The sequence below is a fragment of the Methylobacterium sp. 285MFTsu5.1 genome, from assembly GCF_000383455.1.
Lineage (GTDB): Bacteria > Pseudomonadota > Alphaproteobacteria > Rhizobiales > Beijerinckiaceae > Methylobacterium.
Window position 1 is genome coordinate 540,004 of the sequence record NZ_KB911270.1, and the last position, 26,246, is coordinate 566,249.

Consider the following 26,246-nt stretch of genomic DNA (forward strand, 5'->3'; position numbering starts at 1 on the left):
CTTCCTTCAGAGCGGCCGGCCGGCGGCCACGACGGTCCGGATCGCGAAGCTCGACTGCAGCCGGGCGACCCCCGGCAGCCGCGACAGGACATCCTTGTGCAGCCGCTCGTAGTCGGCCGCGTCGATCACCTTGAGCTTCACGAGGTAATCGGCCGTCCCGGTCATCAGATAGCAGTCCTGCACCTCGGGACAGCGCCGGACGGCCGCCTCGAACCGGTTGAGATAGTCCTCGGTCTGGCGGTCCAGGGTGAACTGCGTGAGGACCACGAGGCCCGGCCCGTCGACCGCGCCGCCGATCAGCGCGGTGTAGCCCCGGATGATTCCGGATTCCTCCAGCAGCCGCACGCGGCGATGGCAGGCGGACGCCGACAGGCCGACCGCCGCGGCGAGATCCGCGTTGCTGATCCGGCCGTCGCCGCGCAGGGCCTGGATGATGCGGCGGTCGATCGCGTCCACGCGCGCCTCGCAGGATCTTCGAACTGGCCGCAGATATTTCCACGGCCAAGCTCGAAATTCAAATCTCTTCGACAGGATGCACGCTCGTTCGACGATCCTTCGTGTAGCCTTTTGGCACTGCATCCGAGCGCCGCTCCGAGGGCCGCCATGAGCATGATCGACCGCGAGCTCCGGCCCGATGCGGGCCCGGCCGGGACGGCCTCCGCCCTCCTCACGATCGATCTCGCGGCCATCGCGGAGAATTACCGCCTGCTCGCCGCGCGAGCCGGGACGGCCGCCTGCGCGGCCGTCGTCAAGGCGGACGCCTACGGCCTCGGCGCCGACCGGGTCGCGCCGGTCCTGGCCGCCGCGGGCTGCCGGCACTTCTTCGTCGCCCAGGTCGGCGAGGGCGTCGCCCTCCGGTCCATCCTCGGGCCCGGGGCGGCGATCGCCGTGCTCAACGGCGCCGCCCCGGGCAGCGAGGCGACCTGCGCGGACCACGACCTCGTGCCCGTCCTCAACGACCTGTCCCAGCTCAGCGGCTGGCAGGGCCTGGCCCGGCGGCGCGCGCGGCGCCTGCCGGCGATCCTCCAGGTCGATACCGGCATGGCCCGCTTCGGCCTCGCTCCGGACGAGGTCGGCGCGCTCCTCGACCGGCCGGACGCCCTCGCGGGCCTCGACCTGCGGCTGGTGATGAGCCACCTCGCCTGCGCGGGCGAGCCGGACAGCCCGGTCAACGCGGCGCAGCTCTCCGTCTTCCGGGCGGTCCGGCGGCGCCTGCCGACGGTGCCGGCGAGCCTCGCGGCCTCGTCGGGGATCTTCCTCGGTCCGGACTTCCACTTCGACCTCGTGCGCCCCGGCGCCGCCCTCTACGGGATCGCCCCGCAGGAGGGTGCGGAGAACCCGATGCGGCCGGTGATCGGGCTGCGGGCCCGGGTGATGCAGACGCGCGGCGTCCCGGCGGGGACGCCGGTCGGGTACGGCCACGCGGCCCGAGTCGACAGGGACAGCCGCCTCGCCACGGTCGCGATCGGCTACGCGGACGGGTTCTTCCGCAGCACGGCGGGCGGCGCGGCGTGGTTCGGCGGCGCCCGGCTGCCCGTGGTCGGGCGCGTCTCGATGGACAGCCTCGTCCTCGACGTCACCGACGTGGCGCCCGGCACCCTCGGGCCGGGGGCGCTCGTCGACATCGTCGGGCCGGAGCGCGACGTCGACGCCGTCGCCGCGGCGGCCGGCACGATCGGCTACGAGGTCCTGACCAGCCTCGGCCACCGCTTCCACCGCGTCTATCTCGGAGCCTGAGGCCCGCCATGCACGTCCTCATCCTCGGCGGCGGCGTCGTCGGCGTCACCTCGGCCTACTACCTCGCCCGGGCCGGCCATCAGGTCACCGTGCTGGAGCGCCAGCCGGGCTCCGGCCTGGAGACCAGTTTCGCCAATGCCGGGCAGGTCTCGCCCGGCTACTCGGCCCCCTGGGCGGCGCCCGGGATCCCCGTGAAGGCGCTCAAGTGGCTGATGATGCGGCACCGCCCCCTGGTGCTGTGGCCGCGGCTCGAGCCCCGCCTCTACGCGTGGCTCACGCGCATGCTCGCGAACTGCACCGAGGAGGCCTACCAGCGGAACAAGGGCCGCATGGTCCGGCTCGCCGAGTACAGCCGCGACGCGCTGCGCGACCTGCGCACCGAGACCGGCATCGCCTACGACCACCGGGAGAAGGGCACGCTCCAGCTCTTCCGGACGCAGAAGCAGCTCGACCATGTCGGCGACGACACCCGCGTCCTCGACGCCTACGGCGTGCCCTACACGGTGCTGGACCCGGCCGGCTGCGTCAGTGCCGAGCCGGCGCTCGCCGCCATGCGCGGCGTCTTCGTCGGCGGCCTGCGGCTGCCGGGCGACGAGACCGGCGACGCGCACCTGTTCACGCAGCGCCTCGCCGCGATCTGCGAGGGCCTCGGCGTCACCTTCCGCTACCGCACGGCGATCGCGCGCCTGCATCACGCCGGGGACCGGGTGACGGCGGTCGAGACCGCCGACGGCGACCTCCTGCGGGCGGATGCCTACGTGGCGGCGCTGGGCAGCTACACGCCGGCCCTGCTGCGCCCCCTCGGGATCGCCCTGCCGGTCTACCCGGTGAAGGGCTACTCGCTCACGCTCCCCATCACCGATCCGGCGGCCGCGCCGGTCTCGACGGTGATGGACGAGACCTACAAGGTCGCGATCACCCGGCTCGGCGACCGCATCCGCGTCGGCGGCACCGCCGAGCTCGCCGGGTTCAGCAGCGCCCTGCGCCTGCCGCGCCGCGAGACCCTCGCGCGCTCGGTGCAGGACCTGTTCCCGGCCGGCGGCGACCTCGACCGAGCCGCGTTCTGGACCGGCCTGCGGCCGATGACGCCGGACGGCACGCCGATCGTCGGGGGCACGCGGGTCGGGAACCTGTTCACCAACACCGGTCACGGCACGCTGGGCTGGACGATGGCCTGCGGATCGGGCCGCCTGCTCGCCGACCTCGTGTCCGGACGGGCGCCGGAGATCGCGAGCGACGATCTGGCCCTCGACCGCTACGCCGCGTGAGCCGGCCGGCCGGATCGGCCCTGACCGGTCCGACTCCCCGTCGCCCGGTCACTGAACCGCCGTCGCGCTGCGCAGCGCGTGCCGTGGCGCACCAGCACAACTCTGCCCGGTATCGCCCCGAACGCGATCCGACCGTGCGTTGAGCAAGACTCCGGGAATCGTGGCGAGTCGCCGTCACCACCGGGCACAATCATTCATTATTCACCTATATACGACCACCGGTTGATTACATGACGTTCATGACGTGCGGATTCGCATAATCGTCGGATGACTTCCGACAGGCCCAGGCAACCCTTCGCAACGTGTCGAGTTGAGGACCTGAACGAACCATCCGGGTGCGCAGATGAGTTTCATCGTCGTACAGGGCCAGGACGATCACGAGCAGGCCGATGCCGTTCTCCGGGGCGTCGCCGACGGGCTGGCCCGCCTGTTCCGCGTGCCCGAGCATCCGCCCGGTGTTCAGGACCTGCTGGATTCTGGACCCCGGGACGAGGGTGACCGTCCCGGTCAGGTCGCCCAGCGCGGCGCGCGGCGGGGCGGGAGCGTGGGGCTTCCCGGAGCCAGGCCGGTAAAGGCTGGCCCCCGCGGGACGCGGCGCGGCGCGGCGCAACCATCCAGCCGCGCGCGCGGACGCCGGGCGAAGGCCGAGGCGCAGCCCGGGCAACGCGACCAGTCCTGAACCCGGCCCCGGCGCTCGCCCCGGCCTCAGCGCGCCGCGGGCAGGCCGAAGCGCCGGATCTCCAGGTGCATCTGCTCCAGCGGCAGGATCTTGGCGGCCGCACCGCGGTCGATCGCCTCCTTGGGCATCCCGAACACGACGCAGCTCGCCTCGTCCTGGGCGACCGTCTGCGCCCCGGCGCGGCGCATCTCCAGCAGGCCGTTGGCGCCGTCGTCGCCCATGCCGGTCAGCAGGATGCCGAGCGCGTTCGCGGCCGCGGCCCGGGCGGCCGACCGGAACAGGACGTCGACCGACGGGCGGTGGCGCGCGACGAGGGGACCGTCCTTCACCGACACCGCGTAGCTGCCGCCCCGGCGCTCGACCATGAGGTGCCGCCCGCCCGGGGCGATCAGGGCACGGCCCCGCACCACGGGATCGCCGTCCTCCGCCTCCTTGACGGCGATCGCGCAGAGGCCGTTCAGGCGCTTGGCGAACGCCGCCGTGAAATGCTCCGGCATGTGCTGCACGATGACGAGACCGGGGGACTCGGCGGGCAGCACCTCGAGCACGTCGCGCAGCGCCTCCGTGCCGCCCGTCGACGCGCCGATGCAGACGATCCGGTCGGTCCCGGCCACGACGCGCCCGGGCACGGGCGGCGGCAGGACGACGTCGGCCGAGAGCTTCGCCTCCACCAGCGGCCGGGACGGCCGGCTCCCGCGCAGCTTGGCCCGGGCGGCGGCCCGGACCGCGTCGCAGACCCGGACCGTGGACTCGAGCAGGAACTGGCGGGTGTCGACGCGCGGTTTCGGCAGCACGTCGACGGCGCCCGCCTCCAGCACCTCGAACAGGATCCGGGACCCGGCCTCGGTCAGGGTCGAGCAGACGATCACCGGGAGCGGCTTCTGCGCCATGATCTTGCGCAGGAAGGTCAGGCCGTCCATGCGCGGCATCTCGAGATCGAGGATGATGACGTCCGGGATCTCCTCCTGGATGCGGCGCGCCGCGATGAACGGATCGGCGGCGGTGCCCAGGATCTCGATGTCGGGCGCCGTCCCCAGGATGCTGCACAGCGTCTGGCGGACGGAGGCCGAGTCGTCGACGATCAGGACGCGGATCGGTCTGGACGCGCTCACCGGCCGGATTCCCGCAGCTTGCCGAAGACGGTCGAGGAGATCTGGTCGAGGCCGGCCACGCCGACGCCCGCCATGGATTCGGAATGGCCGACGATCAGGTAGCCGCCGGGGCGCAGGTGCCCGGCCAGGCGCGCGACCACCGCCCTCTGGGTCGGCTTGTCGAAGTAGATCAGCACGTTGCGGCAGAAGATGAGGTCGACGTCCCGGTCGATCGGGTAGGTCTCGTCCATCAGGTTGAGCCGCTGGAACCGCACCCGGGCGCGCAGCTCCGGCACGATCCGCCCCTCGCGCCGGGCCGGATCGCGCGCGACCATCACGTAGCGGCGGCGCAGGTCCGCCGGCACGGCGTCCAGCATCTCGGCCGGGTAGATCGCCGTCCGGGCACGGTCGAGGACCTCCGAGGAGATGTCGGTCCCGAGGATGGCGTAGCGGAACCGGTCGGCGGCCATGTCGTGCAGGACCATCGCCAGCGTGTAGGCCTCGGCACCGGTCGAGGCCGCCGCGCTCCAGACCTTGAGCAGCGGCCGGTCGCCCCGCGCCGCCAGCCGCGGCACGATCGTCTCGCGCAGCAGGTCGAAATGCGCGGGCTCGCGGAAGAAGTCGGTCTTGTTCGTCGTCACGCAGTCGACGAGGTGCGGGAACTCGTCCGCGAGGTGGCCGGCCTCGAACAGGTGGCGGCCGTAGGCCTCCAGGGTCGGGAGATCGAGGGCGCGCATGCGCTTGCGCAGCCGCCCCTCGACCATGGTGCGCTTGGCCGGCGGGAGCTGGATGCCGGCATGCTGCTGGACGAGGTCGGCGACCGAGCGGAAATGCCGGTCGCTCAGGTGACCCGGATCGGCCTCCATGGTGGCGGATCCTTCAGGCGGCCTGCGGGGTCGCGACCAGGGCCGGGCCGTCGCCGTCCATGAGCGCGACGAGGTCGAACACCACCACGAAGGCCTCGCCCCGGCGGCCGATCCCCGCGATGTAGCGGGCGTTCCAGCGCCCGCCGACCTCGGGCGCCGCCTCCATCTCGGCCCGGTCGAGCTCGGTCACCTCGATCACCCGGTCGGCCACGAACCCGACCCGCAGCGCCCGGCCGGGCATCGGCACGTTGAGCAGGATGATCCGGGTGGCCGGCGTGCGCGCCACCGGCGGCAGGCCGAGCTTGGTCCGCAGGTCCACCACCGGGTAGCTCTGCCCGCGCACGTCGATCATGCCGAGCAGGAAGGCCGGCGCCTGCGGCAGCGCGGCCGGGACCCGGTAGTCGAGGATCTCGTGGACGTGCTCGACGTCGATCCCGAAGGTCTCGGCGCCGAGGCCGAGGGTCAGGTACTGCCACACACTGGACATGCAGGGTCTCCGGCTGGAGCGCGGCGCGCGACGGCGGCTCGCGACGACGGCTGACGACGGCGGCTGACGACGGCGGCGGGATCCGCGCGGGCACGGGCACCGCGCGGATCCGGGCCTCGGGCGAGGTGTCAGGCGACCCGGGTGAAGGCGGCGTCCTGCGCGTCGCCCTCGCCCATGTCGAGGGCGAAGCCGCCGCCCCCGGCCGGGCCGCGCGCGCCCGCCCGCTTCGGGCTCGGGGAGCGGATCGCCGCCGAGGGCGTGCCCATCCGCGCCGCGGTCGCGCGCAGCCGCGTCACCGCCTGGTCGACACCGGCCACCGGCGCGGCCGCTTCGGTGATCCGGAAGTAGGCGATCGTCGCCTGCAGCTTCTCGGCCTGGGTGGCCAGCTCCTCGGAGGTGGCCGAGACCTGCTCGGAGGCGCTGGCGTTCTGCTGGGTCACCTTGTCGAGCTGCTGGATCGCCTGGTTGATCTGGCCCGAGCCGACATCCTGCTCGCGGCAGGCGGCGGTGATCTCCTCGACCAGGCTGGCGGTCTTCTTGATGTCGGGCACGAGCTTGCCGAGCATGTCGCCGGCCTGCTGGGCGGCCTTGACGGTGTCGGACGAGAGCGTGCCGATCTCGGCCGCGGCCGCCTGGCTGCGCTCGGCGAGCTTGCGCACCTCGCTGGCGACCACCGCGAACCCGCGACCGTGCTCACCGGCCCGGGCCGCCTCCACGGCGGCGTTGAGCGCCAGCAGGTCGGTCTGGCGGGCGATCTCCTGCACGATGGTGATCTTCTGGGCGATAGTCTGCATGGCCTCGACGGCGCGGCCGACGGCGATTCCGCTCGCCTCGGCGTCCTGGGCCGATTGCCGGGCGATCGTCTCGGTCTGGCTGGCGTTCTCGGCGTTCTGCTTCACGTTGGCGGCCATCTCCTCCATGGAGGCCGAGGCTTCCTCGGTCGACGAGGCCTGCTCGGTCGAACCCTGCGACAGCTGCTCGGCCGAGGCCGAGAGCTCCTGGGACCCCGCCGAGACGTTGCCGGCCGCCGCGGTCGCCTCGGCCACGACGGTGCGCAGCTTCGACAGCATGGTCTGCAGGGCGAGGCCCATCGTGTCCTTGTCGGAGAGCGGCCGGGCCTCCACGGTGAGGTCGCCCTGGGCGATCGCGTTGGCGAGCGCCGCGGTCGCGTTCAGGTTCTCGGTCATGCGGCCCATGGCGCCGACGAGGTCGCCGAGCTCGTCGTTGGTCGTGACCGTCGCGGTCTGGCTCAGGTCGCCCATCGACACCGCGTCGGCGAGCGAGACGGCACGGCCGAGGCCGCGGGAGATCGACAGCGCGAGCCAGGTCGCGATGCCGAGGCCCATGAGGAGCGCGGCCGCCGCCACGCTCAGCAGGATCGTCTGACCCTGGGCGGATTCCGCGGTGGCCTGGGCCGCGGCGTCGTCCATGAACCGCTTCTGCCGATCCGCCAGCGCCTCGAACGCGTTGATCGCGGTCGTGCTCACCGTGGCGTACTCGCCCGAGGCGACTTCTGCCGCCTTCACCGAGCTGCCGATCTCGACAAGGGCGAGCGCCCGCTGGAAGGAGGACGCCCAGGTTCCGAACCGCTCGCGGACAGCCGTCACGGCGATTCCCGCCGCCTGGGACGCCGCCGCGAGCTCGTCCACCGACCGGTTAATCTCCTCGCGCGACTGCTTGGCGAGGGCCACGCGCTGCTGGAGCGCCTCGACGCTCGTGGTCCCGGTGGCCGAGGTCAGCTGCCCCCAGGCCCGCTCGACCCGGCTCTTGAACACCGCGGCGACCCGGGCGAGCCGCTCTCCGGCGGGGCTCTGGGCGTCGGTCGCCGTGTTGATCAGGGCGTCGAGGTCCGTGCGCAGGGCGGCCAGCGCCGGGCGACCCGCCGCATTGATCTCGGCCCAGGTCTTCCCGTTGGAATTGTCGCGGGTCAGCTCCAGAGCCCGGTTCCCCAGCGCGTTCTGCTTCTCGTACTTGGCCGACAGGTCCTCGTAGAGCCTCCTGCCCTCGTCGGTCATGAGCAGAGTCTTCACCTTGGCCAGGGACGCCATGGCGTCACCGTGGTTGGTCGCCGAGCGCTTGGCGAACTCCGTCATCTGCGTCTCGTCCGGGCTGATCAGGGCTCCGCGGACGTTGAACGCGCTGCGGATGGCGTGCGCCTTGCCCTCGAGAACCTGCTTCTGGATCTCGGCGCGGCTCAGGACGTACTTCATCGTCGCGTCGGCGGCCGTGAGCCTCTGGTAGCCGACCCCGCTGGCCGTCCCCAGGAGAACGAGGATCGCGCCGAAGCCCACCCCGAGCTTGGCCTTGATCGAGAAACGCATCGCCCTTTACCCCTACGCAAACACGAGATTCTGACAGGACTTCAGAAAGACTTCGGAAAGACTTCAGTCGAGGATCTGCTCGAGCTCGGGGACGATGATGAATTCGTCCCCCGCCTTGACGATCGAGCGGATGTACTCCGGGCGCCAGGTCGTGCCGACGGGCGGCACCGCCTCGCACTGCGCCGGATCGACCTCCGTGACCGCGAACACCTTGTCGGCCACCAGCGCGACGACCACGGGGTCGCCCGCTACCGGCACCTCCAGGACGAGGAAGCGCGTGTCCGGGCTCGCCGACGCCGCCGGCATCCCGAACCGCTCGCGGATGTCGGCCAGAGGCACGACGTTGCCGCGCACGTTCACGATCCGATCGATATGCGGGCGCGCCCCCGCCACCCGCGTCGCCGGGATCGGATCGATGATCTCGCGCACCATCCCGGCCTCCAGCGCGAAGCTCTCCGAGCCGATCCGGAACATCACCACCTGCTGGCCGCCCTGCCGACCGTCCCGCTGGCCGCCGTCGGCGGCCGCCTGCGGGCCGGGCTCGACGACTCCGCGCGCCACGCCGCCGCTCATCACGCCACCTCCTGGTACTCGCGCACGCCCTCGGCGCGCCCGCCGCTCACGAGGCGGCCGACATCGATGATCAGCGCGGCCGTGCCGTCACCCAGGATCGTCGCCCCGGAGAAGGTCGCCACGTCCGCGTGCAGCTTCGACAGCGACTTGATGACGGTCTGGTGGTTGCCGATGATCTGGTCCGCCACCAGGCCGACCCGCGCCTCACCGGCGGCCACCACGATCACCTTCTGGTGCAGGTCCGGCTCGCCCGCGGCCCCGAACAGGCTGCGCAGCCGCAGGAACGGCACCAGCGCGCCGCGGATGTTGAGGAAGTCCCGCCCGCGGCCGCCGCGCTCGCTGGCGGGCAGCTCGACGCATTCCTCCACCGCGGCCAGCGGGATGACGTAGCGTCCCTCCCCCACCCGGATCAGCAGCCCCTCGATGATCGCCAGCGTCAGCGGCAGGCGCAGCGCCACGCAGGTGCCGCCGCCCGGCTCGGTCGCGATGTCGATCGTGCCGCGCAGGCTCTCGATCGTCTTCTTGACGACGTCCATGCCGACCCCGCGCCCCGACAGGGCCGAGATCTCCTGCGCGGTCGAGAAGCCCGGCGCGAACAGGAACTGGTAGATCTGCTGGTCGGTGAGCACCGCGCCCGGCGCGCACAGGCCCTTCTCCTCGGCCTTGGCGCGGATGCGGGCCGCGTCGAGCCCGGCGCCGTCGTCGCGCACGCTCACCAGCACCTGCGCGCCGACATGCTCGGCGGTGAGCGTGATCCGCCCGGTGGCGGCCTTGCCGCCGGCCGCGCGGCGCTCGGGCGCCTCGATGCCGTGGTCGATCGCGTTGCGGATCAGGTGGACGAGCGGGTCGGCCAGGCGCTCGATCACGGTCTTGTCGAGCTCGGTCTCCTCGCCGGCGGTGACGAACTCGACCGGCTTGCCGAGATCGCGCGAGAGGTCGTGGACGAGGCGGCGGAAGCGGCCGAACAGGGCGCCGATGGCGACCATGCGGATGCTCATCGTGGTGTCGCGCAGCCGCGCGGACAGGCGCTCGATCTCCTCGGCGATGGCCTTGAGGCCGGGATCGGCATGCAGGCCGGCGAGCTGGCTGAGCCGCGCCTGGGCGATGACCAGCTCGCCGACCCGGTCCATCAGCTCGTCGAGCCGCTCGGCCTCGACCCGGACGCTGCTGGCCGGCCGCTCCTCGGCCCGCCGGGCCGGGACGCGCTCGGCGGCCCGGCCCGCGGGCTCGACCGCCCCCGGCCCGGCCGGTCCGGTCTCGCCGGACCCGCGGCCGGCGAGATCGGCGGCCGGAACCGCGCCGGACGGCAGCCCCGACGGCGGCCTCGACGGCGGCCCCGACGGCGACGGTGCGGCCTCGGCCGGCTCGGGCGCCGCGTCCGGTGGCGCGGCCGAGACCGGGACGAGCGTCAGGGTCATCTCGTCCCGGACGAACAGGAAGACGTCCTCGATCGCCTCGCGGGGCACGGCCGCGCGCAGCGTGACGTCCCAGCCGATGGCGAGGCTCTCGGGGTCGAGGGCCGGCAGCTCGGGCAGCGCGTCGAGGCGCGGCACGATCGTGCAGGCGCCGAGGTCGCGCAGCTCGTCGAGGAGCGCCAGGGGATTGGTCCCGTTGCGGAGGATCTCGGGCGCGAACGCGATGCCGATCTGCCAGCCGCCCTCCCCCGCCGCAGCGCGCTCGGCGGCCGGCTCCGGGAGGAGCGCGGACGGGGCGGCCGGGCGGGACGCGGCGCCGAGCAGCTGCTCGAGTTCGGCCAGGATGGCCTCGCCGATGATCGGGGCGCTCGCCTCGGGCTCCTCGATGAGGCCGCGGATGTAGTCCTTGGCCGAGAGGGAGACGTTGACGAGGTCGCGGCCGACCGGGACCTCGCCGCGCCGGACGCGGTCGAAGGCGGTCTCGAAATCGTGGGTGAAGGCGGCGACCTGCTCGAAGCCGAACATGGCGCCCGAGCCCTTGATGGTGTGCAGGGCCCGGAAGGCCGTGTCGATCAGGGCCCGGTCCTCGGGCCGGTCGCCGAGGTCGAGCAGCGTCGTCTCCAGGCGGGCGAGCAGCTCGGCGGCCTCGGCGCGGAAGATCTCCGCGGGATCGAGAGCAGTCATGGGACGAACGGACCCCCGGACACAGAACGCAGATACAGAACCAACCGCCCGATCCTGAGCGCGAACGGACGCGCCGATACCGGAGACCGGCCGCGTCTTTCGCGATCAAGCAGTCGAACAGACTGTCCCGGCGCGCGGCGACCGCGCGGTGACGGGACACGACGCGAAGCCGCCGCCTGACTTCGTGGGTTGTATATAATCGGACCAGAAATTTTCGGTTAACGAACAGATTTGAATCCTGAACAGGAAGTATATCCACATCGGTTTCGAAGAATTTGATTGTCGGATACTGCGATCGTGTGAGACGCGGATCACAGGATCTCGGGCGCGCGGTGCGGCACGGCTCCGGCCATCACGGCGCGTCGACGAACGTCGATGGACTCAGTCGGACGTGGACGGACGCGGACGGGCGTGGACGGGCGTGGACGAACATCGACGTCCACCGGCGCGCAGCCGCGCGGATGCGGGCCGCGGCAGGTCCCTGCGGGCGGCGCGCGGATCGCGATGGGACTGGAACCGGGAACGGGGCCGGTCGCGGCCGGTCCGGCGCGGGAAGGCCCGGCCGCGGCGCGACCGCCGACCGGGCCCGAACGGGCTGCCCTCGGCGCGCGCCGGCGCGCTCAGAACAGGTCGATGCCGTCCAGATCGTCGGCGGCGGCGTCGGCCGGCGTCTCGGAGGCCGGAGCCCCCCCGAGCAGGCGCTCGGTCAGGCGCGCGCGAACCTCCCCCAGGGTGCAGCCGGCGATCGCCGCCGCGATCCAGGCCGGATCGGCCGCGGCATCCGGCGCCGCGACGCGGTCCGCGCTGTGGTCGGCGAGCCGCCCGAGCTCCGCGCCGGCCGAGCGCAGCAGGCCCTCGACGTTCTGGATGCGCTGCTTGGCCCGGTCCTGGAACTGCATCGCCACGATCGCCGCCGACACGTCCTGCGTGATGGCCTGCGTGGTCTCGGCGGTCTGCTGCAGGATGCCCGCGACCTGCGCGTTCTGCTCGACCAGCGCCCGCATCACCATGCGGACGCGCGTCTCGGCGGTCCGGCTCTCCTCGGACATGTCGATCGCCGCGATGTCGCCCAGCAGGGCATGGCTGCCGCGCAGGCCGGCCGCCATGGTGCCGATCTGCTGCTTGATCACGTCCGACAGGGCGTTGATCGTCGTGGCGAGGCCGCGCACCTCGTCGGCAACCACCGCGAAGGCCGCGCCGCTGGCGCCGGCCCGGGCCGCCTCGATCTTGGCGTTCAGGGCGAGCAGGTTGGTCTGGCGGTTGATCCGCTCGATCTGCGCGACGCTCCCCTCGACCGACGACAGGCCCTCGAGCACCCCGGCCAGACCCTGCGCGAGGGTCGACCCGCGGGACGACATCAGGGTGATCCGCTCGATCAGGGCGGTGAGCGTCTCGCCGAGGCCGGCAGCGACGTCGCCGAGCTGCAGGGTCCGGTCGTCGATCCGGACGGTCTGGACCGAGGCGACGAGCCCGCGGACGATCTCCGACTGCTCGCAGGTCGTGGCGGCGATGCTCTGGAAGCGGTTGGACAGGCCGTGGACGTTGGCCTCCACGTCGGTGGAGACGATCCCGAGCTCGGCGACGAGGGCGTCGAGCAGCGTCCGCTGCTGCGCCGAGAGGCCGAGCCAGGCCTGGAGCAGGTCGGCCGCCTGCGCGGCGGGCGCCGGCTCGGCCACGATCGCGGCGGGCGGCGGCGCGGGCTCGCTGGACGACGCGGCCGCCTCCGGGAGCGGGGCGGCCGGGATCGCCGCGCCCGATCCGCGCCGGTCATCGAGCCCCACCTCGGACCCCACCTCGGGCCGCATCCCGGGCCGGCGGAACCGGTCCGGGACCTGCCTGAGGATGTCGTGGGCGACTTGGAAGGCCATCGGCGGGCGGGTCTCTCGGCGTCGTCCGACGCGCGCGGGTCATGCAACAATCCCACGGTCGGCACCCGACCGAGGCTAAGGAACGCCGTTGAAGAAAGCGTTATCGCCCGGCCGATGGCCGCAGCGACCGGCACAGATCACAGTATTAGCCAATCAACACTGTTCCAGGCGGCGCAGACATCCGTCCTGTGCTGAGCCCGCGGCCGCGTCGTCCGTCCGCGATTGGCCGAACCTTCAGGAAGAATTTACCCGCCGCGGTGTTGACTCGGGCGCGGCGGCGCGTCGCCCCGCACGTCCGTCGTCGAGGTCACGAACCCGCATGTCCGAGGCTCCCGTCCTCACGCTCGGTCCCGACTGCACCATCCGGACCGTCCGGGCGCTGCAGGACACGCTGGCGGCGGCGCTCGCCGGCGGGGCGCGCCTCACCCTCGACTGCGCGGCGGTCGAGCGCGCGGACGTCACCTTCGTCCAGATCGTGCTCGCGGCCGACCGGACGGCGCGGGGTCGGGCCGCCGGGATCGCGCTGGTCAACGTCCCCCCGGCGGTCGAGAGCGCGTTCCGGCGCGCCGCGATCGAACACCCCAGCGCGCCGCTCCTCTAGGCGCGCGTCAGGCACAAGAACGGAATCCGTGTCATGGCCACTGTCCTCGCCGTCGACGATTCGCCCAGCATCCGGCAGATGATCAAGGTGGTGCTCGGCCCGGCCGGCCACACGGTGATCGAGGCCGGCGACGGCGCCGAAGGCCTCGCGAAGGCCAGGAGCGAGAGCGTCAACCTCGTCATCACCGATCTCAACATGCCGGTGATGAACGGGCTGGAGATGATCAAGCAGCTGCGGACGCTGCCGAGCTGCACCGGCGTGCCGATCCTCTTCCTGAGCACCGAATCCGACGAGGCGATCAAGCAGCAGGCGAAGGCGGCCGGGGCGACCGGCTGGATCACCAAGCCGTTCAAGCCCGAGCAGCTGCTCGCCGTCGTGGGCAAGCTCGTCCGCGCCTGAGGCCGCGACCGAGGCCCCGCTTCGCAGGGCCCGTCATGTCCCCGACCGCGCCGATCCGGCGGGCTCATTTCAGGTGGTAGGCCACCCCGGCGATCAGCGCCTTCTCCTCGGTGTTGAGCGTGCGCCGCGGGTCGCCCCCGAACTTGTTGTGCCAGTACTGGAACCCGGCGAAGACCTCGACCCGGTTGGGCGTGCCGGCGACGAGCTGCCCGACATCGAGCACGAGATTGGTCTGGGAGACGAATTCCAGCTGGGTGTCGTTCTCGTTGAATCGACCGTAGCGCCCCTTGGGCAGCACGATCGTGTTGAAGCCGGCGAGCGACAGCGGCAGCCCGGTGAACGGCAGCGGGATCGTGTAGGTGATCTCGAATTCCGGCGTCATCTTGAACTCGACGCTGCGGAAGTGCGCGTAGTCGAAGCCCGGCACCGGCCCGTATCCGGCGAAGCCGTTGCGGGAGAACTCCTTGTAGCCCTGGACCTTCAGGTTCACGAACCCGGCCGGCACGTCGAAGGCGAAGCTCAGCCCGAAGGTCCCGGCGCGCTTCTCGGAATCGAAGGTCGTGTCCTTGGTGTTGACGTCGGCCCCGAACGACAGGCCGACATCCTTCACGAAGCCGGGGATGGCCAGGGCCTGCGTGTCGAAGACCTTGTTGAGGCTCAGGACGCCCCGGTAGATCAGGTAGAACTCGGTGGCGCCGACGCCCTCGAACCGGCCAACCTGATTGCCGGCCGGATCCTGGGATCCGGACCGGAGGATGTCGAGGGAGAGCAGGTTGGTGCCGTAGGCCCACGCGTTGGCGTGGAACAGGTTGATGACGGTCTTGGGGACCTCGCGCCCCACGAACTGGCCGTCGGGACGCTGGACCCGGAGGCCGGGCTCCGCCGAGGGTCCCTGGAAGCGGTAGCTCACCACAGTGTCGGAGAAGTTGAAGAAGGACGGCGGCGGCGCCGCCATCACGGTGGCGGCCGCGACGGCAACGGCGGCCTCCTGGCGCCGCGCGCGGGCCGCGGCCGCGACGGGCGTCCCGTCGGCCGCACCCGTCCCCGACGTGGCCGACGAACTGGCCGCGGCCGTGGCCGGAGCGGGCGCCGGCTCGGCGCGGGCGGGCCCGGCCAGACCGACCCCGCAGGCCAGGATCAGCAGGCCGGCCGCCGCGCGCGGGCTCGCCCGGGACACCGACCGGAGCATCGCGCGCCCTGTCCCCGCGCCCGGCCCCTGCCCGCGACGGCGCCGCGCGGGCCGCGACCGCCCGGACGCGCCGCCGGTCAAAACAGCTTCCAGAACACGAGGATCATGAGCCCGTAGGCGGCGATCAGCAGCGCGGCGCCCTGCAGGTTGACCCGGGTCCGCCGCGCCGGATCCGGCGTCAGCCACCAGCCCAGCCGCTTGGCCGTCCAGGGCACCATCACCGAGGTGAGCAGGACGCTGAACACGTTGCCGATGAACAGGGCGACCGGGAAATCCACCTTCAGCATGCCGGCCAGGATCGGCGCGCCGACCAGGACACCCCACAGGAACACGGTCGGGTAGAGGGTCAGCACGACGATCATGTTCATCTTCCACGCCGCGGGCGCGCCCTCTCCGGGCGGCGCGACGTTGCGGAACCACTGCTCGAAGCCGCTCTGCACCGTCCGCGTGTGGAATTCCGCGGTCATCGGCGCCGCCTCGGCGACCAGGGCCCGCCGCTCGGGCGAGTCCATCCAGGTGCGCAGGTTCGCCTCGCTGTCGAAGCGCAGGATCGCGACGTAGTCCTCCTGCACCCCCGGCACGGCCGGCTCGAACCGGTAGCCCTGCATGCCGGGCGCCCGCGACTGCGCGGCCGCGATCTTCTGCTCCCACCGGAGGTAGGCGGCCTCCATGCCGGGCTTCACGCGGGTGCTGATCACCGCGCTGACCGGCGAGGTCCGGGCCGCGCCGGCGTCGTCCTTGACGATGTGGACGTCGTCGCGGCCGACGAGCATCGGCGTGGCGCCCTGGATGCGGGCTTGCCGCTCGGGGGAGGCCATCCAGGTCTTGGCCTGCTCCAGGCTGTGGAACCGCTGCACGATCACCCAGTCCACCTGCAGCGGCGGGCGCGGCGGGATCAGCTGCTGCTCGATGAAGCCCGGGAAGGCCGCGACGACGGCGCTGGTGTCGACCTGCCAGCGGGCGAAGGCGTCCGCGCTCTCCGGCCGGATGGTCGTCTGCGTCACGATGCTGACGGACGATGTGGCACCGCTCATGAACCGACGCGCTTCCGTTGCACGGCTGCCTGCACTCGCGCGTTGGCTTCGCGCGGCCCCCGGTGCCGCGCCCGGTCACCGCCCGGCGGGTCCGGGGCGGTGCCGAGAGGCGCCACCTCCGGCGACCCGGACGGCCGGTCCGTGGACCGCGGCACCGAGGCGGCGGCGGACCCGCAGGGATCTGCCGCGCCGCGGAACACGAGGATAAACAACCGAAAATTGATCTTGCATCGAGCGCCCGCCACTCCATTGGCAGCACTGCTCTGCATGCCTGTATCAGCGGGCAATCTACGACCGGAGTCAAGACCTCAGCGCGGAGGTCGAATATTTTAATTGTAAATACAGCACGTTCTCTACGGCGATCGTCTTTTAAGCGGAAACGCTTGCACGATATTTATCTTCCCCGCGCGCGGCCCGGAATGCCGGACTTTTTCGGCGCCCGCTCCGCCCGAGCCCCGCCGAGCTGGGACGGAGCGACAATGAAAAGACGGGGCGGAGACGATCGTCGCCGGGCGCGGCGCAGGGTGTGGCGCCGGGTGTGGCGCCGGGTGTGGCGCAGGGTCGGGGCGCAGGGTCGGGGCGCAGGGTCGGGGCGCAGGGTCGGGGCGCAGGGTCGGGGCGCCCTGCCATGACGGGACGGATTATTTCTTGTCCGTCCGTCTCAGGCGGGGCGCCGCCGTCCCGATCAGGAGCCGCCGCCGTGACCGCGACGCGCCATATGTGCTGCTCGGATCGGGCCGGAGAGCCTGATCGATCATCTCTTCACGGTCGTTTTATTGCATTTCCCTATATTTACAATTCGACTGCCGACGATCGCGGGCCGGCGTTGACGCGGCACTTCCGCCCCTGTCTATTCTGTCGCCAAGCCGCGGGTAGCCGCTCGTTACTGGCTGACGACCATGCGTTCGCAGGAGGCACGGTTTCAGCGGAACGTCCCGATCCGCGCGCGGCCCCGTCGCCGATCCTGCCCGCGCGGCTCGACGGCGGTCGCGCTCCGTGACACCCCGCACCGCTCGGCCGGACCGCGCGGCGACATCGCTCAACCCGAAGCCAATGCCGGTCGGCCGACCCGGAGTTGTTAAGCACGCCGCGCGAAGTCTAGTGCGGTCCGACACAACAATCCGGACCGCCCCTCGATTAAGAAATCTCCGCGGTTCATAGTCCCGACCAACCGACCCGTTTCGCGACGACAGAGGTTCCAATGTCTGACAACCACGAAAAGTTCATGGCCCGGGCGATCGCCCTGTCGGAGAAGACGTCGCTGGTCGACAGTGCCGGCGGCGTGTTCGGCTGCGTGATCGTCCAGGACGGCGAGATCATCGCCGAGGGCGCCAACCGCGTCGTCGCCGAGAACGACCCGACCTGGCACGGCGAGATCGAGGCGATCCGGAAGGCCTGCAAGGCGCAGGGCAGCTTCAAGCTCCGGAACGCGACGCTCTACACCAGCGCCGAACCCTGCCCGATGTGCATGGCGGCCGCCTACTGGGCCGGCGTCAAGAACGTCTACTACGCGGCGCAGGTCGAGGACGCGCTGGAATACGGCGGCTTCGACGACAGCATGATCTACGCCGAGCTCAAGAAGGATGTCGGCGAGCGCTCCATCCCGACCGAGCAGATCATGCGCGCGGAGGCCGTCGAGGTCTGGAAGAAGTACGCCCAGAAGGCGGACCGCGTCCCCTACTGAGGGCCGGATCGCGAGACCGGCCGCCCTGCTCCGCCCGCTCAGGCCGCGTCGCCCGAGCGGGCCTCCACGCCCGCGCAGTGCCCAGTCATGAATGCTGAGACCTTGAGGACGGCCTGCAAGGGCCCGGTCATCGACGCGGGCGACCCGCAGTTCCGGGAGGCGCTTCACGGGAACCTGTGGAACAGGCTGATCCCCGACCGGGCGCCGCAGATGATCGTCAGGGCCGCCGACGAGGACGACATCGTCGCCACCGTGAAGTTCGCCCGCGCGCACGGCCTCAAGGTCGTCGTCCGCGGCGGAGGCCACAACTGGTGCCAGCCGACCCTGCGCAACGGCGGGATCCTGATCGACCTCGGGAGCCTCGACAGGATCCTGGCGATCGATGTCGCGCAGCGCCGGGCCGTCATCCAGCCGATCGTCAGCAACCGCGACATCCAGAAGGCGCTCAACGCCCACGGACTCGCCTTCCCGACCGGCCACTGCCCCCAGGTCAAGGCGAGCGGCTACTTCCTCGGCGGCGGCATGGCCTGGAACCCCACGGTCTGGGGCTACGGCACCGAGAGCCTCGAGGCGATCGAGCTCGTCACCGCCCAGGGCGAGCGGATCCGGGCCAGCGAGACCGAGAACCCGGACTTCTTCTGGGCCGCGCGCGGCGCCGGCCCGGGCTTCTTCGGGATCATCACGAAGTATTTCCTCAAGCTCCACGCGCTGCCGAAGGCCATTCACGGGAGCGAGTATTTCTATCGCCTCGAGGATGCGCCGGCCGTCGGCACGTGGCTCGGCGAGGCGGCGCCCACGATCGCGCCGAGCGTCGAGCTGACCCAGTTCCTCGTGAAGGCGCCGCCCGCGCTGGCCGAGGCGGCGGCGGACCGGAACGGCTGGGTCTGCATGGTCACCGCCACCGCCTTCGAGGACACCCCGGAGGCGGCCCGGCGCGCGCTGGCGCCGCTCGATGACGCACCGGTCGCGCCCCTGTCGAGCGCGCGGGTGACGCCCCTCGACTTCGAGCAGCTGTTCGACGCGTCCGGCGCGCTCTTCCCGGAGGGCGTGCGATCCCGGGTCGAGGCCACCTTCTCCAATCACAGCCCCGGCGCGGTGATGGCGGCCATCCTGCCCCTGTGGCAGCGGGCGCCTTCGGCGACCTCGGTGTTCCTGTCGACGATCTTCTGCGGACCCGACGTCCCGGGGCCGCAGCGGAACATGGCCCGCTCCATGACCTCGAAGGTCTATGGCGGCCCCTGGACCATGTGGCACGCGGCGGACGACGATCAGGCCAACGCCGCCTGGCATCGGGCGGTGACCGCCGCGCTGAAGCCGCTCAACATCGGCTACTACATCGGCGAGACCAACACGGTCGAGCAGCCCGAGATCGTCGCCCAGGCGTTCACGCCCGAGAAGTGGCAGAGGCTGTGCGCGCTGCGCGACGAGCACGATCCGGACCGCGTGTTCTTCGACTATTTCGACGGTCTGCGCTGAGCCGCGGCGCGGTCACGTCGGCGTGTCGGTCGCGTCCCAGGGCGTGTCGCGGTCGTTCTGGAATCCGGTCAGCCAGTTCAGCGCGACGTGGCGCTCCGCCACGACGTCGCCGTTGAGCCCCGCGGGGGCTGTCCCCTTCTGCCGCGCCTGCCGGACGACCCAGTGCGCCCGCCACGCGCGGTCCAGCGCCTCCAGGATCTCGCCGGGCGGCCGCAGCCGCGCGGCGTCGGCCGCGCCCGCGTCCCGGGCGAGCGGCGCGACCGCCCGCCAGAGCGCGTCGACGTCGACCGTCGCGTCGCTGTCGGCGATCCGGGCCGCGCGCACGCCGAGCGCCCACAGCAGGGTGTTCGCGGCCTCGTAGCGCCAGGACGCCGCCGCGGCGTCCTTCGGGTCCGCCGCCTCGATCTGGGCGCGCTCGGCCGGCGACAGGGCCGCGAAGCCGATCGGATTCAGCGTCCTCTGCCCCGGCTCGCGCAGCGTCGTGCCGGCGCCGAAGGCCTGCCCCCAGGCCGCGATGTAGAGCAGGGCCAGAGCCCGCCGGAGCACCTCCGCCGGCGGTCGCAGCGCGAGTTCCGCCTCGCCGAGCGCGGGGGGCATGCCGGCGGGCGGCTTCGGGTCCAGATCCTCCAGGCGCTCCAGGGTCCGGGCGCGGCGCGCGACGGCGTCGGGCGGATAGGGCAGACGCGCGGCCGGATCCGTCTCGCCCGCGGCCGACAGGAGGAGCGCCATGTCGGGCGCCCGCACGGAGCCGTCGGGCAGGAAGAGGACGGCGTTCGCCGCGAGCGCCCAGGCTTCCACGCGGGGCAGGTCGGACGCGGCGACCGCGAAGCTGACGTGGTTGCGGACGCGCTGCAGGTGGCGCCAGAGATGGTAGCGGTGGGCGGTCATCTGCCCGTCGCCCCGTCCCATGACGTAGCCGATGAACCCGTCGAGATGCGGCTGCAATTCGGGGTCGGACAGGTCCCGCCGGCCGTTCAGCGCGTGGTCGAAGGAGAGCGCGGGCAGGTCGCGCACGGTCGCGTAGGCGTTGACGAGAAGCGGTTCCTCCGGCGCCGCCTCCGCCGGTGCAGCATCGGCGCGTCCGAACAACCGCTTCAGCAGATTCATGGTCTCTCCCTTCCGGTCTTCCCGCGGAGCGGCGCCTCCGAGGCTGGCATCCAAACCGGGCCCGGTCGCGCCGGGCGCGCGAACGCGGAAGCGCCCAGAGTGGGGCGGGCGCACCGGCCGGGCAAGGCGCGCCGCGCCCGGAGCCCTCGGAGGCCGGACCGCAGCATTCGGTTGACGTGGCCGTTCGGCCGGTTAGAAAACCGGCCGTCGAATCGGTTATCGATCCGGTTGCGCCCAATCTTTGTCGCTCGGAAGCTGTAGCTCGACCGCATCTATAGCCTCCTGGACCGAGACTGTTCGCTGCGCCGGCTCGATACCGGGACGCCGACCCGACCGCAATCCTGCCGCGCCCGCCTTGCCGCGCCCGCGTCTCGCCATCAGGAGCCGACCATCGCCGAAGCAGCGCCCCCGCGCGACCGCACGCGACCGCGCGCCCTCGCCGGGCTCCTGGCAGCGACCGTGCTGCTGCCGCTCGCGATCCTGCTGATCGGTCTCTGGCAGGGCCAGCGCGGCCTCGACGACTGGCGGGCCTTCGCGGCCGAGCGCGACCGCCTCGGCGCGGTCGTGGCGGATCTGGAGGCGCGGGCTCCGCGTGACGGGCGCCCCGATTTCAGCCTGCAGTTCCGGCACGACGGCCGCCTCTACGGCGGCCCCTACGCCGCGGTGAAGGCCCGCGAGATCCGCGACCACGCGGGAACCCTCGCCGCCGTGATGGACTGGCGGCGCAGGCTGCCGGCGGTCGCGGTCGCGGGCGGCGGAATCGCGGCGGCGCTCTCCGTGCTCGTTCTGCTCGTCGGCGGCCTGCTCGGGCAGCTGGGACGCGGGTCGCGCGACGCCCTGGTCCGCGGCTTCTCGCTGGTGCGGCGGCTGCTTCCGCCCGCCCTCGCCGCCCAGATCGTGGCGGCGACCGCCGGCCTCGTCGCGGTGGTCCTGTTCGAGGCCGGGCTGCTCGTCGACGGCGGCCTCAGCGGCGGCGGCGTGAAGCTCCTGGCGATCGCGGCCGGCGCGGTCGGCGCCACGATCCTCGCCGCGTGCGGCGCCCTGATCGGCCTGCGCCGGGCCCTCGTCGCCTTCGCGCCCGAGCCGCTGCCGATCCTCGGGCGGCGGATCGCGCCGGCCGAGGCGCCGGGTCTCTGGCGCCTCGTCGAGGCGCTCGCCGACCGGATGGGCGCGCTCAAGCCCGAGGCCCTGGTCGTCGGCCTCACCGAGGGCTTCTTCGTCAGCGCCGGCCCGGCCGTGCTCGAGCCCGGCGGCGCGCGGCTCGACGGCCGGATCCTCTACGTGCCCCTGCCCTATCTCGCCCTGCTGCGCGTCGACGAGACGGCGGCGATCCTCGGGCACGAACTCGCCCACTACGCCGGCGGGGACACCGCCTACAGCCAGCGCTTCCTGCCGATCTACGCGGGCGTCGGGCGCTCCCTCGACGCGATGGCCGAGCGCGAACGCGGCGCGCTCGGCGTGCTCGGGCCGTCGATCCGCCTCGGCCTGTTCGTGATGGAGCAGTTCCACCTCGCCGTGCGCCACTGGAGCCGGGTGCGCGAGTTCGCGGCCGACGCGGCCGGCGCCGCCGTGACCTCCCCCGACGCCTCGGCCCGGGCGCTCCTGCGCTACGGCGCCGCGCGCCCGCGCGTCGTCGAGACCCTGGACGCGGCGGCCGACGCGCCGGAGACGGCCGCCGCCGACCTCGTGGCGGCGGCGTTCGACGGCGCGATCGCGCGCGGCCTCGAGGATCCCGCGGCGCGCCTCGAGGACGAGCAGGCCCACCCGACCGACACCCACCCGCCGACCCGCGACCGCGTCGCGGCCCTCGGACTGGCGGTGGACGCCGACTTGCTCGCCGCGGCCGGAACCGCGCCGCCGGCCCGGGCCCGCGACCAGCTCGCCGCCTACTTCGCCGACCCCGACGGCCTGTGCCGGGCCGCGACGCGGGACTTCCTCGGCGCGGTCCGCGCGCGGGAGGCCGCCGCCCGCGCGCATCTGGAGGCGACCGCCGCGGACGTCGGAACCGAGGAACGGGTGCTGCGCGCCAGCCACCGCGCTCGCGGCCTCGCGCTGTCCGCCAGCGCCGGCCTCTTCGCCGCCGCCGCGCTCGCGCTCGTGCTGCTCCGCGTCCCGGGGCTGTCGCCCTACGAGGCCCGGATCGTGTCGGCCGTGGCGCTGACCCTCGCGGCCGCCTTCGGCGCGGCGGGCGCCTTCGTCCTGTCGCGGGGCGAGCCGATCGCCCTGATCCTGAGCCCCGCGGGGCTGACGGCGCCCGGTCTCGACAGGGTGATCCCCTGGGAGGCCGTCGCCGATCTCGACATGTCGCTGAGCCGCGGCGGCATCGTCACCCGCCTGCTGCTGCCGCCGGGCGCGGACTGGCCGGAGCGGGCCCCGGGGCGACACCCCGTGAAGCTCGACCCGAAGCGCCGCATCGTGACGCTCACGGTCGGACTGCCGCGCCGGATGAAGCCGCAGGATTTCGCCGACCTGATCGCCCGCTACCAGGCCGCGCACCACGCCCGCCGCGCCCTGGCCGAGCGCGCCGCGAGCGCGACCGTCGCCGCCCACACCCCCTCTCCCGAAGCCCTGCCTGCTTGAGGATCGCATGGGATCGCCCGCCAAGCCCGAGACCGCCGAGACCCTGCGCCTGCCGCCCGACCGCGCGAGCTGGACCGTCATCCTGGGCGTGCTGTTTGGCTTCGTGCTGTTCGGCGGCCTCCTGGCAGCCAGCGCCGTCTACACGGCGCCCGTGCTGATCTCGGACTGGCAGGTCCGCGAGGCCGCCCGGCCCGTCCCGAACGCCCGCGTGAGCGACGGCAAGTGCAGCACCAAGCTCGTGTTCCACATCTGCGACGCGACGCTCTCGCTGCGGACGCCCCAGGGCAGCGTGACCCGCCGGGTGAACTACGTGTTCACCGGCCTGCACACGGGCGACTACACGATCGGCGTGATGGCCGACCCGGCGCATCCCGAGTCCGTCACCACCGATCTCGGCCTCGACCGGCTGTGGAACCGGGCGATCACCCTCCTGGCGATCGACGGGGTGATCCTGGCCGGCCTCGTCGGTGCGCTGATCTCGATCCTCCGCAACGGGCGCGCGGCGTTCCGGTCCGCCGCCTGACCGGCCCCGCGCCGGGATCTCGGCCGCGCAGGGCCGTCCGCGCCACGGGACACGCCCGAACCGGCGGACCGGTGCCGTACCGGTTGCCGGTCCGGCGATCCGGTACGTGTGTGTCATTGCGCCGGCGCGGACGGTCGGTCAGACCGCGCTCCCTCGAACCTCTCGGGAGAACCGGATGAGCAGCACCCGCAAGACGGCGCTTCGTGGCGCCCTCCTCGGCCTCGCCCTCGCAGGCCCGGCGCTGGCCGACGACACGCCGACGACGGCGGGCGCGGTCGACCGGCTCAAGGGCCTCGCCAACGAGGCGGTCGGCGGCGCCAAGCGCGGCGTCGGCAACCTGACGGACGACGAGGCGCTGAAGGCCGAGGGACGCGACCAGAAGCTCCGGGGCCAGGCCCAGCAGGAGCGCGGCAAGGCCAAGGACGCCGTCGAGAACGCCCTCGACAAGTAGGCGGACCGGGTCCCGGCCGCGCCATGGCCGGGACCCGGCGCACCGATCGAAACGGCCTCGCCGGCCGGCATGACGGACACCGTCGACGCCTCGGCCTGTCCCGGAGCCGGAGCCACTGGCCGCGCCGGGCGCGACGGACAGCGCCAGGCTGGCGCCGGTGCCCGCGGCCCGAGCGATCGTACAGTTGCCCTGCGTACTCGCCCAATCGACCTATTACGCGGGAAAGCTCTCATTATTTTAGCAAACTTTCCAATTTTTCATTCTATCTTACTCACTTGGCAGACATCACAGAAATCATACGGCCGCTCTGCCGGACGCCACCGCTTTAGGTAGTGCGCCGTGGTTGATAACGATTTTTGCTGCAACAACTTAACCGCGACATATGCTATCGATACAGGATAGGCGACCGAATCGGGCCGGTCTTGAGTATCGAACCTGTATTGCTGCAGGGCACGGCAACCGTGTGGGGCCGCCAGAACAAGGATCGACCGGACCGTCCGGTCGACGCGACGCGCGGGTGTGCCGATCATGATGTTTGCTGTCCCCGCCTTGCTGTTGGAGCTGGCGTTGACGACGCCGGTCTCGGACAAGATGCCGGTCTTCGACGTTCACGGCAGCTGCCGAGCGGCGACGACGGCGATGACCCTCGATCCCGTTCGGCAGAAGCTCTGCCTCCAGGACGAGGGGTCGGCCCGTGCCGAGGTGGCGAAGAAGTGGTCCAGCTTCCCGGCGGTCGATCGGACGCGCTGCGCGGCGGAGGCCCAGCTCGACGGCCTGCCCAGCTACGTCGATCTGCTGGAGTGCCTGACCCTCGCCCGGGAAGCCAAGGCCGAGGACGATCAGTAGTGCGCGTCAGGACCGAGACCGAAGACCGTCCCGTAACGCTCTCAGGTTGAGGGTCGACCGTGCCGATCGTGCTGCAGCTTCCCGGATCCCTCCGTCTCCTCGCCTTGGCGGCCATCGCGGGCCTCGCCGCCGGTTGCCGCGATGCGAACCAGTACGTTCCCCCACCGCCGCCGACGGTCTCGGTCGCGCAACCGCTCGTGCGCACGGTCACGCGCTACTTCGAACTCACCGGCAACACCAAGGCGTTCGCGGCCGTCGAGCTCGAGGCACGGGTCCAGGGCTTCCTAGAGGCGATCACCTACAAGGACGGCGCCGTCGTGAAGAAGGGCACGCCGCTCTTCTCGATCCAACGCAACACCTACGAGGCGCAGCTCAAGCAGGCGCAGGGCGCCCTGGCGGCGCAGCAGGCCGCCCTAGCGAATGCCCAGTCCGAGTATCAGCGCCAGTCCACGCTGGGCCGGCAGGAATTCGCCTCGCAGGCGCGCGTCGAGGACGCGAAGACCAAGCAGGACCAAGCCAGCGCCGCCGTCATGGAGGCGCAGGCCAACCTCGACATCGCCGCCATCAATCTCGGCTACACGCAGGTCTCCGCACCGTTCGACGGCGTGGTCACCAACCACCTCGCGGATGTCGGGGCGCTCGTCGGCATCAGCGGACCGACCAAGCTGGCGCAGCTCGTGCGCATCGATCCGCTCTACGTCTACTTCAACATCAGCGAGCAGCAGGTGCTGCTGGTCAAGGAGCACCTGCTCGCCACGCACCGGACGCTGGGCGACCTATCCAGGATCCCGGTGGAGATCGGCCTGCAGACCGAGACCGGCTATCCGCATGCGGGCAAGCTCGACTACCTCGCGCCGCAGGTCGACCCGTCCACCGGCACGCTGATGGCGCGGGCGCTCATCGAGAACGGCGACCACGCGCTCCTCCCGGGCCTGTTCGTTCGGGTCCGGGTCCCGGTCGGGCGCCAGGACAAGGCCCTGCTGGTGCGCGACGACGCCATCGGGACGAACCAGCAGGGCAGCTACGTGCTCACGGTCGGCGCCGACGACACGGTCTCGCAGCGGGTGGTGACGCTCGGGCCCCGGGACGGGCGCTACCGGGTGATCGAGACCGGGCTCGCACCCGGCGACTGGGTCGTCACGGACGGCATCCAGCGGGCAATCCCAGGGGCGAAGGTCGCGCCCCAGAAGGTGGCGGTGGCCGAAGCCTTGCCCGACCCGGCGCCACTCCCGCGGTGAGCCGTCGTCCGGAAGTCCCGGCGCTGCCGACGAGGCCGACACGCCCGACGATCGGACAGTGATCTCCGCCACCCCGCGTCCCGCCCTGGCGGCGGGCCGCCCCTGAGACGCCGGCACCGAGGGCCAACG

23 protein-coding genes are annotated in these 26,246 nt (G+C 72.3%); 11 read left to right on the top strand and 12 right to left on the bottom strand.

The window, feature by feature from the left end; translation table 11 throughout:
- Positions 1-6 precede the first annotated feature (6 nt).
- Positions 7-456, bottom strand: coding sequence for an Lrp/AsnC family transcriptional regulator (locus H288_RS0102740; protein WP_020091060.1), 450 nt, complete (start codon positions 454-456; stop codon positions 7-9).
- Between the two features lie 147 nt (positions 457-603).
- Between H288_RS0102740 and alr the strand changes: the two genes are divergently transcribed.
- Both alr and H288_RS0102750 read left to right on the top strand, forming a co-directional pair.
- The gene (gene alr, locus H288_RS0102745) at positions 604-1,737 is read left to right on the top strand and encodes an alanine racemase (protein WP_020091061.1); all 1,134 of its coding nucleotides are present in this window, start codon (positions 604-606) and stop codon (positions 1,735-1,737) included.
- An 8-nt stretch (positions 1,738-1,745) separates the two neighbouring features.
- Entirely contained in the window at positions 1,746-3,005 is a 1,260-nt protein-coding gene (locus tag H288_RS0102750; RefSeq protein WP_020091062.1) for a D-amino acid dehydrogenase, read from the top strand.
- Positions 3,006-3,231: 226 nt separating this feature from the next.
- Here H288_RS0102750 and H288_RS35005 read toward each other — a convergent pair whose 3' ends face one another.
- The 8 genes from H288_RS35005 to H288_RS0102790 form a co-directional block, all read right to left on the bottom strand.
- Positions 3,232-3,669 carry a hypothetical protein gene (locus H288_RS35005; protein ID WP_158684185.1) on the bottom strand — a complete coding sequence of 146 codons (438 nt, stop codon included), beginning with the start codon at positions 3,667-3,669 and terminating at the stop codon, positions 3,232-3,234.
- A 41-nt stretch (positions 3,670-3,710) separates the two neighbouring features.
- Positions 3,711-4,796 carry a chemotaxis response regulator protein-glutamate methylesterase gene (locus H288_RS0102760; RefSeq protein WP_020091064.1) on the bottom strand — a complete coding sequence of 362 codons (1,086 nt, stop codon included), beginning with the start codon at positions 4,794-4,796 and terminating at the stop codon, positions 3,711-3,713.
- A complete protein-coding gene (locus H288_RS0102765) occupies positions 4,793-5,641 on the bottom strand; it encodes a CheR family methyltransferase (RefSeq protein WP_020091065.1) in 849 nt (282 codons plus the stop codon). Before H288_RS0102765 ends, H288_RS0102760 begins: the two co-directional genes overlap by 4 nt.
- 13 nt (positions 5,642-5,654) lie before the next feature.
- Positions 5,655-6,128, bottom strand: coding sequence for a chemotaxis protein CheW (locus H288_RS0102770; protein ID WP_026604606.1), 474 nt, complete (start codon positions 6,126-6,128; stop codon positions 5,655-5,657).
- A 128-nt stretch (positions 6,129-6,256) separates the two neighbouring features.
- Positions 6,257-8,449, bottom strand: a complete 2,193-nt coding sequence (locus tag H288_RS0102775; RefSeq protein ID WP_020091067.1) for a methyl-accepting chemotaxis protein — start codon at positions 8,447-8,449, stop codon at positions 6,257-6,259.
- A 63-nt stretch (positions 8,450-8,512) separates the two neighbouring features.
- Positions 8,513-8,923, bottom strand: a complete 411-nt coding sequence (locus H288_RS0102780) for a chemotaxis protein CheW (RefSeq protein WP_234082945.1) — start codon at positions 8,921-8,923, stop codon at positions 8,513-8,515.
- 98 nt (positions 8,924-9,021) lie between these two features.
- A complete protein-coding gene (locus tag H288_RS0102785; protein WP_020091069.1) occupies positions 9,022-11,121 on the bottom strand; it encodes a chemotaxis protein CheA in 2,100 nt (699 codons plus the stop codon).
- A gap of 620 nt (positions 11,122-11,741) precedes the next feature.
- The gene (locus H288_RS0102790; protein WP_020091070.1) at positions 11,742-12,989 is read right to left on the bottom strand and encodes a methyl-accepting chemotaxis protein; all 1,248 of its coding nucleotides are present in this window, start codon (positions 12,987-12,989) and stop codon (positions 11,742-11,744) included.
- 319 nt (positions 12,990-13,308) lie between these two features.
- Between H288_RS0102790 and H288_RS0102795 the strand changes: the two genes are divergently transcribed.
- Together H288_RS0102795 and H288_RS0102800 are read left to right on the top strand one after the other, a co-directional pair.
- Complete coding sequence (locus H288_RS0102795) at positions 13,309-13,590, top strand: STAS domain-containing protein (RefSeq protein WP_020091071.1); 282 nt, start codon at positions 13,309-13,311, stop codon at positions 13,588-13,590.
- 33 nt (positions 13,591-13,623) lie between these two features.
- On the top strand, positions 13,624-13,989 hold the full coding sequence (locus H288_RS0102800) for a response regulator (RefSeq protein ID WP_020091072.1): 366 nt from the start codon (positions 13,624-13,626) through the stop codon (positions 13,987-13,989).
- 64 nt (positions 13,990-14,053) lie between these two features.
- Here H288_RS0102800 and H288_RS0102805 read toward each other — a convergent pair whose 3' ends face one another.
- Positions 14,054-15,178 carry a hypothetical protein gene (locus H288_RS0102805; RefSeq protein ID WP_020091073.1) on the bottom strand — a complete coding sequence of 375 codons (1,125 nt, stop codon included), beginning with the start codon at positions 15,176-15,178 and terminating at the stop codon, positions 14,054-14,056.
- Between the two features lie 77 nt (positions 15,179-15,255).
- On the bottom strand, positions 15,256-16,212 hold the full coding sequence (locus H288_RS0102810) for an antibiotic biosynthesis monooxygenase (RefSeq protein ID WP_020091074.1): 957 nt from the start codon (positions 16,210-16,212) through the stop codon (positions 15,256-15,258).
- A 1,201-nt stretch (positions 16,213-17,413) separates the two neighbouring features.
- Here H288_RS0102810 and H288_RS0102815 point away from each other — a divergent pair.
- Both H288_RS0102815 and H288_RS0102820 read left to right on the top strand, forming a co-directional pair.
- Positions 17,414-17,896, top strand: a complete 483-nt coding sequence (locus H288_RS0102815) for a nucleoside deaminase (protein ID WP_026604608.1) — start codon at positions 17,414-17,416, stop codon at positions 17,894-17,896.
- An 87-nt stretch (positions 17,897-17,983) separates the two neighbouring features.
- Complete coding sequence (locus H288_RS0102820; RefSeq protein WP_020091076.1) at positions 17,984-19,372, top strand: FAD-dependent oxidoreductase; 1,389 nt, start codon at positions 17,984-17,986, stop codon at positions 19,370-19,372.
- A 12-nt stretch (positions 19,373-19,384) separates the two neighbouring features.
- On the opposite strand, the gene H288_RS0102825 is transcribed toward H288_RS0102820, so the two are convergent.
- On the bottom strand, positions 19,385-20,479 hold the full coding sequence (locus H288_RS0102825) for a DUF4272 domain-containing protein (protein ID WP_020091077.1): 1,095 nt from the start codon (positions 20,477-20,479) through the stop codon (positions 19,385-19,387).
- A gap of 459 nt (positions 20,480-20,938) precedes the next feature.
- Here H288_RS0102825 and H288_RS0102830 point away from each other — a divergent pair, with 459 nt between their 5' ends.
- The 5 genes from H288_RS0102830 (at position 20,939) to H288_RS32050 (ending at position 26,117) form a co-directional block, all read left to right on the top strand.
- A complete protein-coding gene (locus tag H288_RS0102830) occupies positions 20,939-23,059 on the top strand; it encodes a M48 family metallopeptidase (protein ID WP_020091078.1) in 2,121 nt (706 codons plus the stop codon).
- A gap of 7 nt (positions 23,060-23,066) precedes the next feature.
- Positions 23,067-23,582: a hypothetical protein gene (locus tag H288_RS0102835; protein ID WP_020091079.1), complete on the top strand. Its 516-nt coding sequence runs from the start codon at positions 23,067-23,069 to the stop codon at positions 23,580-23,582.
- 175 nt (positions 23,583-23,757) lie between these two features.
- Entirely contained in the window at positions 23,758-24,033 is a 276-nt protein-coding gene (locus tag H288_RS0102840; protein WP_020091080.1) for a CsbD family protein, read from the top strand.
- 567 nt (positions 24,034-24,600) lie between these two features.
- Positions 24,601-24,879 (top strand): hypothetical protein, encoded by a 279-nt coding sequence (locus tag H288_RS0102845; protein WP_234081793.1) that lies wholly within the window; start codon positions 24,601-24,603, stop codon positions 24,877-24,879.
- 65 nt (positions 24,880-24,944) lie between these two features.
- On the top strand, positions 24,945-26,117 hold the full coding sequence (locus tag H288_RS32050; RefSeq protein WP_042672342.1) for an efflux RND transporter periplasmic adaptor subunit: 1,173 nt from the start codon (positions 24,945-24,947) through the stop codon (positions 26,115-26,117).
- The last annotated feature ends 129 nt before the right edge of the window (positions 26,118-26,246 follow it).

Bases quoted from the DNA above. Each gene is read 5' to 3' on its own strand.
- alr (WP_020091061.1), top strand. From the start codon at position 604: ATGAGCATGATCGACCGCGAGCTCCGGCCCGATGCGGGCCCGGCCGGG.
- H288_RS0102750 (WP_020091062.1), top strand. From the start codon at position 1,746: ATGCACGTCCTCATCCTCGGCGGCGGCGTCGTCGGCGTCACCTCGGCC.
- H288_RS0102765 (WP_020091065.1), bottom strand. From the start codon at position 5,641: ATGGAGGCCGATCCGGGTCACCTGAGCGACCGGCATTTCCGCTCGGTC.
- H288_RS0102770 (WP_026604606.1), bottom strand. From the start codon at position 6,128: ATGTCCAGTGTGTGGCAGTACCTGACCCTCGGCCTCGGCGCCGAGACC.
- H288_RS0102775 (WP_020091067.1), bottom strand. From the start codon at position 8,449: ATGCGTTTCTCGATCAAGGCCAAGCTCGGGGTGGGCTTCGGCGCGATC.
- H288_RS0102780 (WP_234082945.1), bottom strand. From the start codon at position 8,923: ATGTTCCGGATCGGCTCGGAGAGCTTCGCGCTGGAGGCCGGGATGGTG.
- H288_RS0102785 (WP_020091069.1), bottom strand. From the start codon at position 11,121: ATGACTGCTCTCGATCCCGCGGAGATCTTCCGCGCCGAGGCCGCCGAG.
- H288_RS0102790 (WP_020091070.1), bottom strand. From the start codon at position 12,989: ATGGCCTTCCAAGTCGCCCACGACATCCTCAGGCAGGTCCCGGACCGG.
- H288_RS0102795 (WP_020091071.1), top strand. From the start codon at position 13,309: ATGTCCGAGGCTCCCGTCCTCACGCTCGGTCCCGACTGCACCATCCGG.
- H288_RS0102800 (WP_020091072.1), top strand. From the start codon at position 13,624: ATGGCCACTGTCCTCGCCGTCGACGATTCGCCCAGCATCCGGCAGATG.
- H288_RS0102805 (WP_020091073.1), bottom strand. From the start codon at position 15,178: ATGCTCCGGTCGGTGTCCCGGGCGAGCCCGCGCGCGGCGGCCGGCCTG.
- H288_RS0102810 (WP_020091074.1), bottom strand. From the start codon at position 16,212: ATGAGCGGTGCCACATCGTCCGTCAGCATCGTGACGCAGACGACCATC.
- H288_RS0102815 (WP_026604608.1), top strand. From the start codon at position 17,414: ATGTCTGACAACCACGAAAAGTTCATGGCCCGGGCGATCGCCCTGTCG.
- H288_RS0102820 (WP_020091076.1), top strand. From the start codon at position 17,984: ATGAATGCTGAGACCTTGAGGACGGCCTGCAAGGGCCCGGTCATCGAC.
- H288_RS0102825 (WP_020091077.1), bottom strand. From the start codon at position 20,479: ATGAATCTGCTGAAGCGGTTGTTCGGACGCGCCGATGCTGCACCGGCG.
- H288_RS0102835 (WP_020091079.1), top strand. From the start codon at position 23,067: ATGGGATCGCCCGCCAAGCCCGAGACCGCCGAGACCCTGCGCCTGCCG.
- H288_RS0102840 (WP_020091080.1), top strand. From the start codon at position 23,758: ATGAGCAGCACCCGCAAGACGGCGCTTCGTGGCGCCCTCCTCGGCCTC.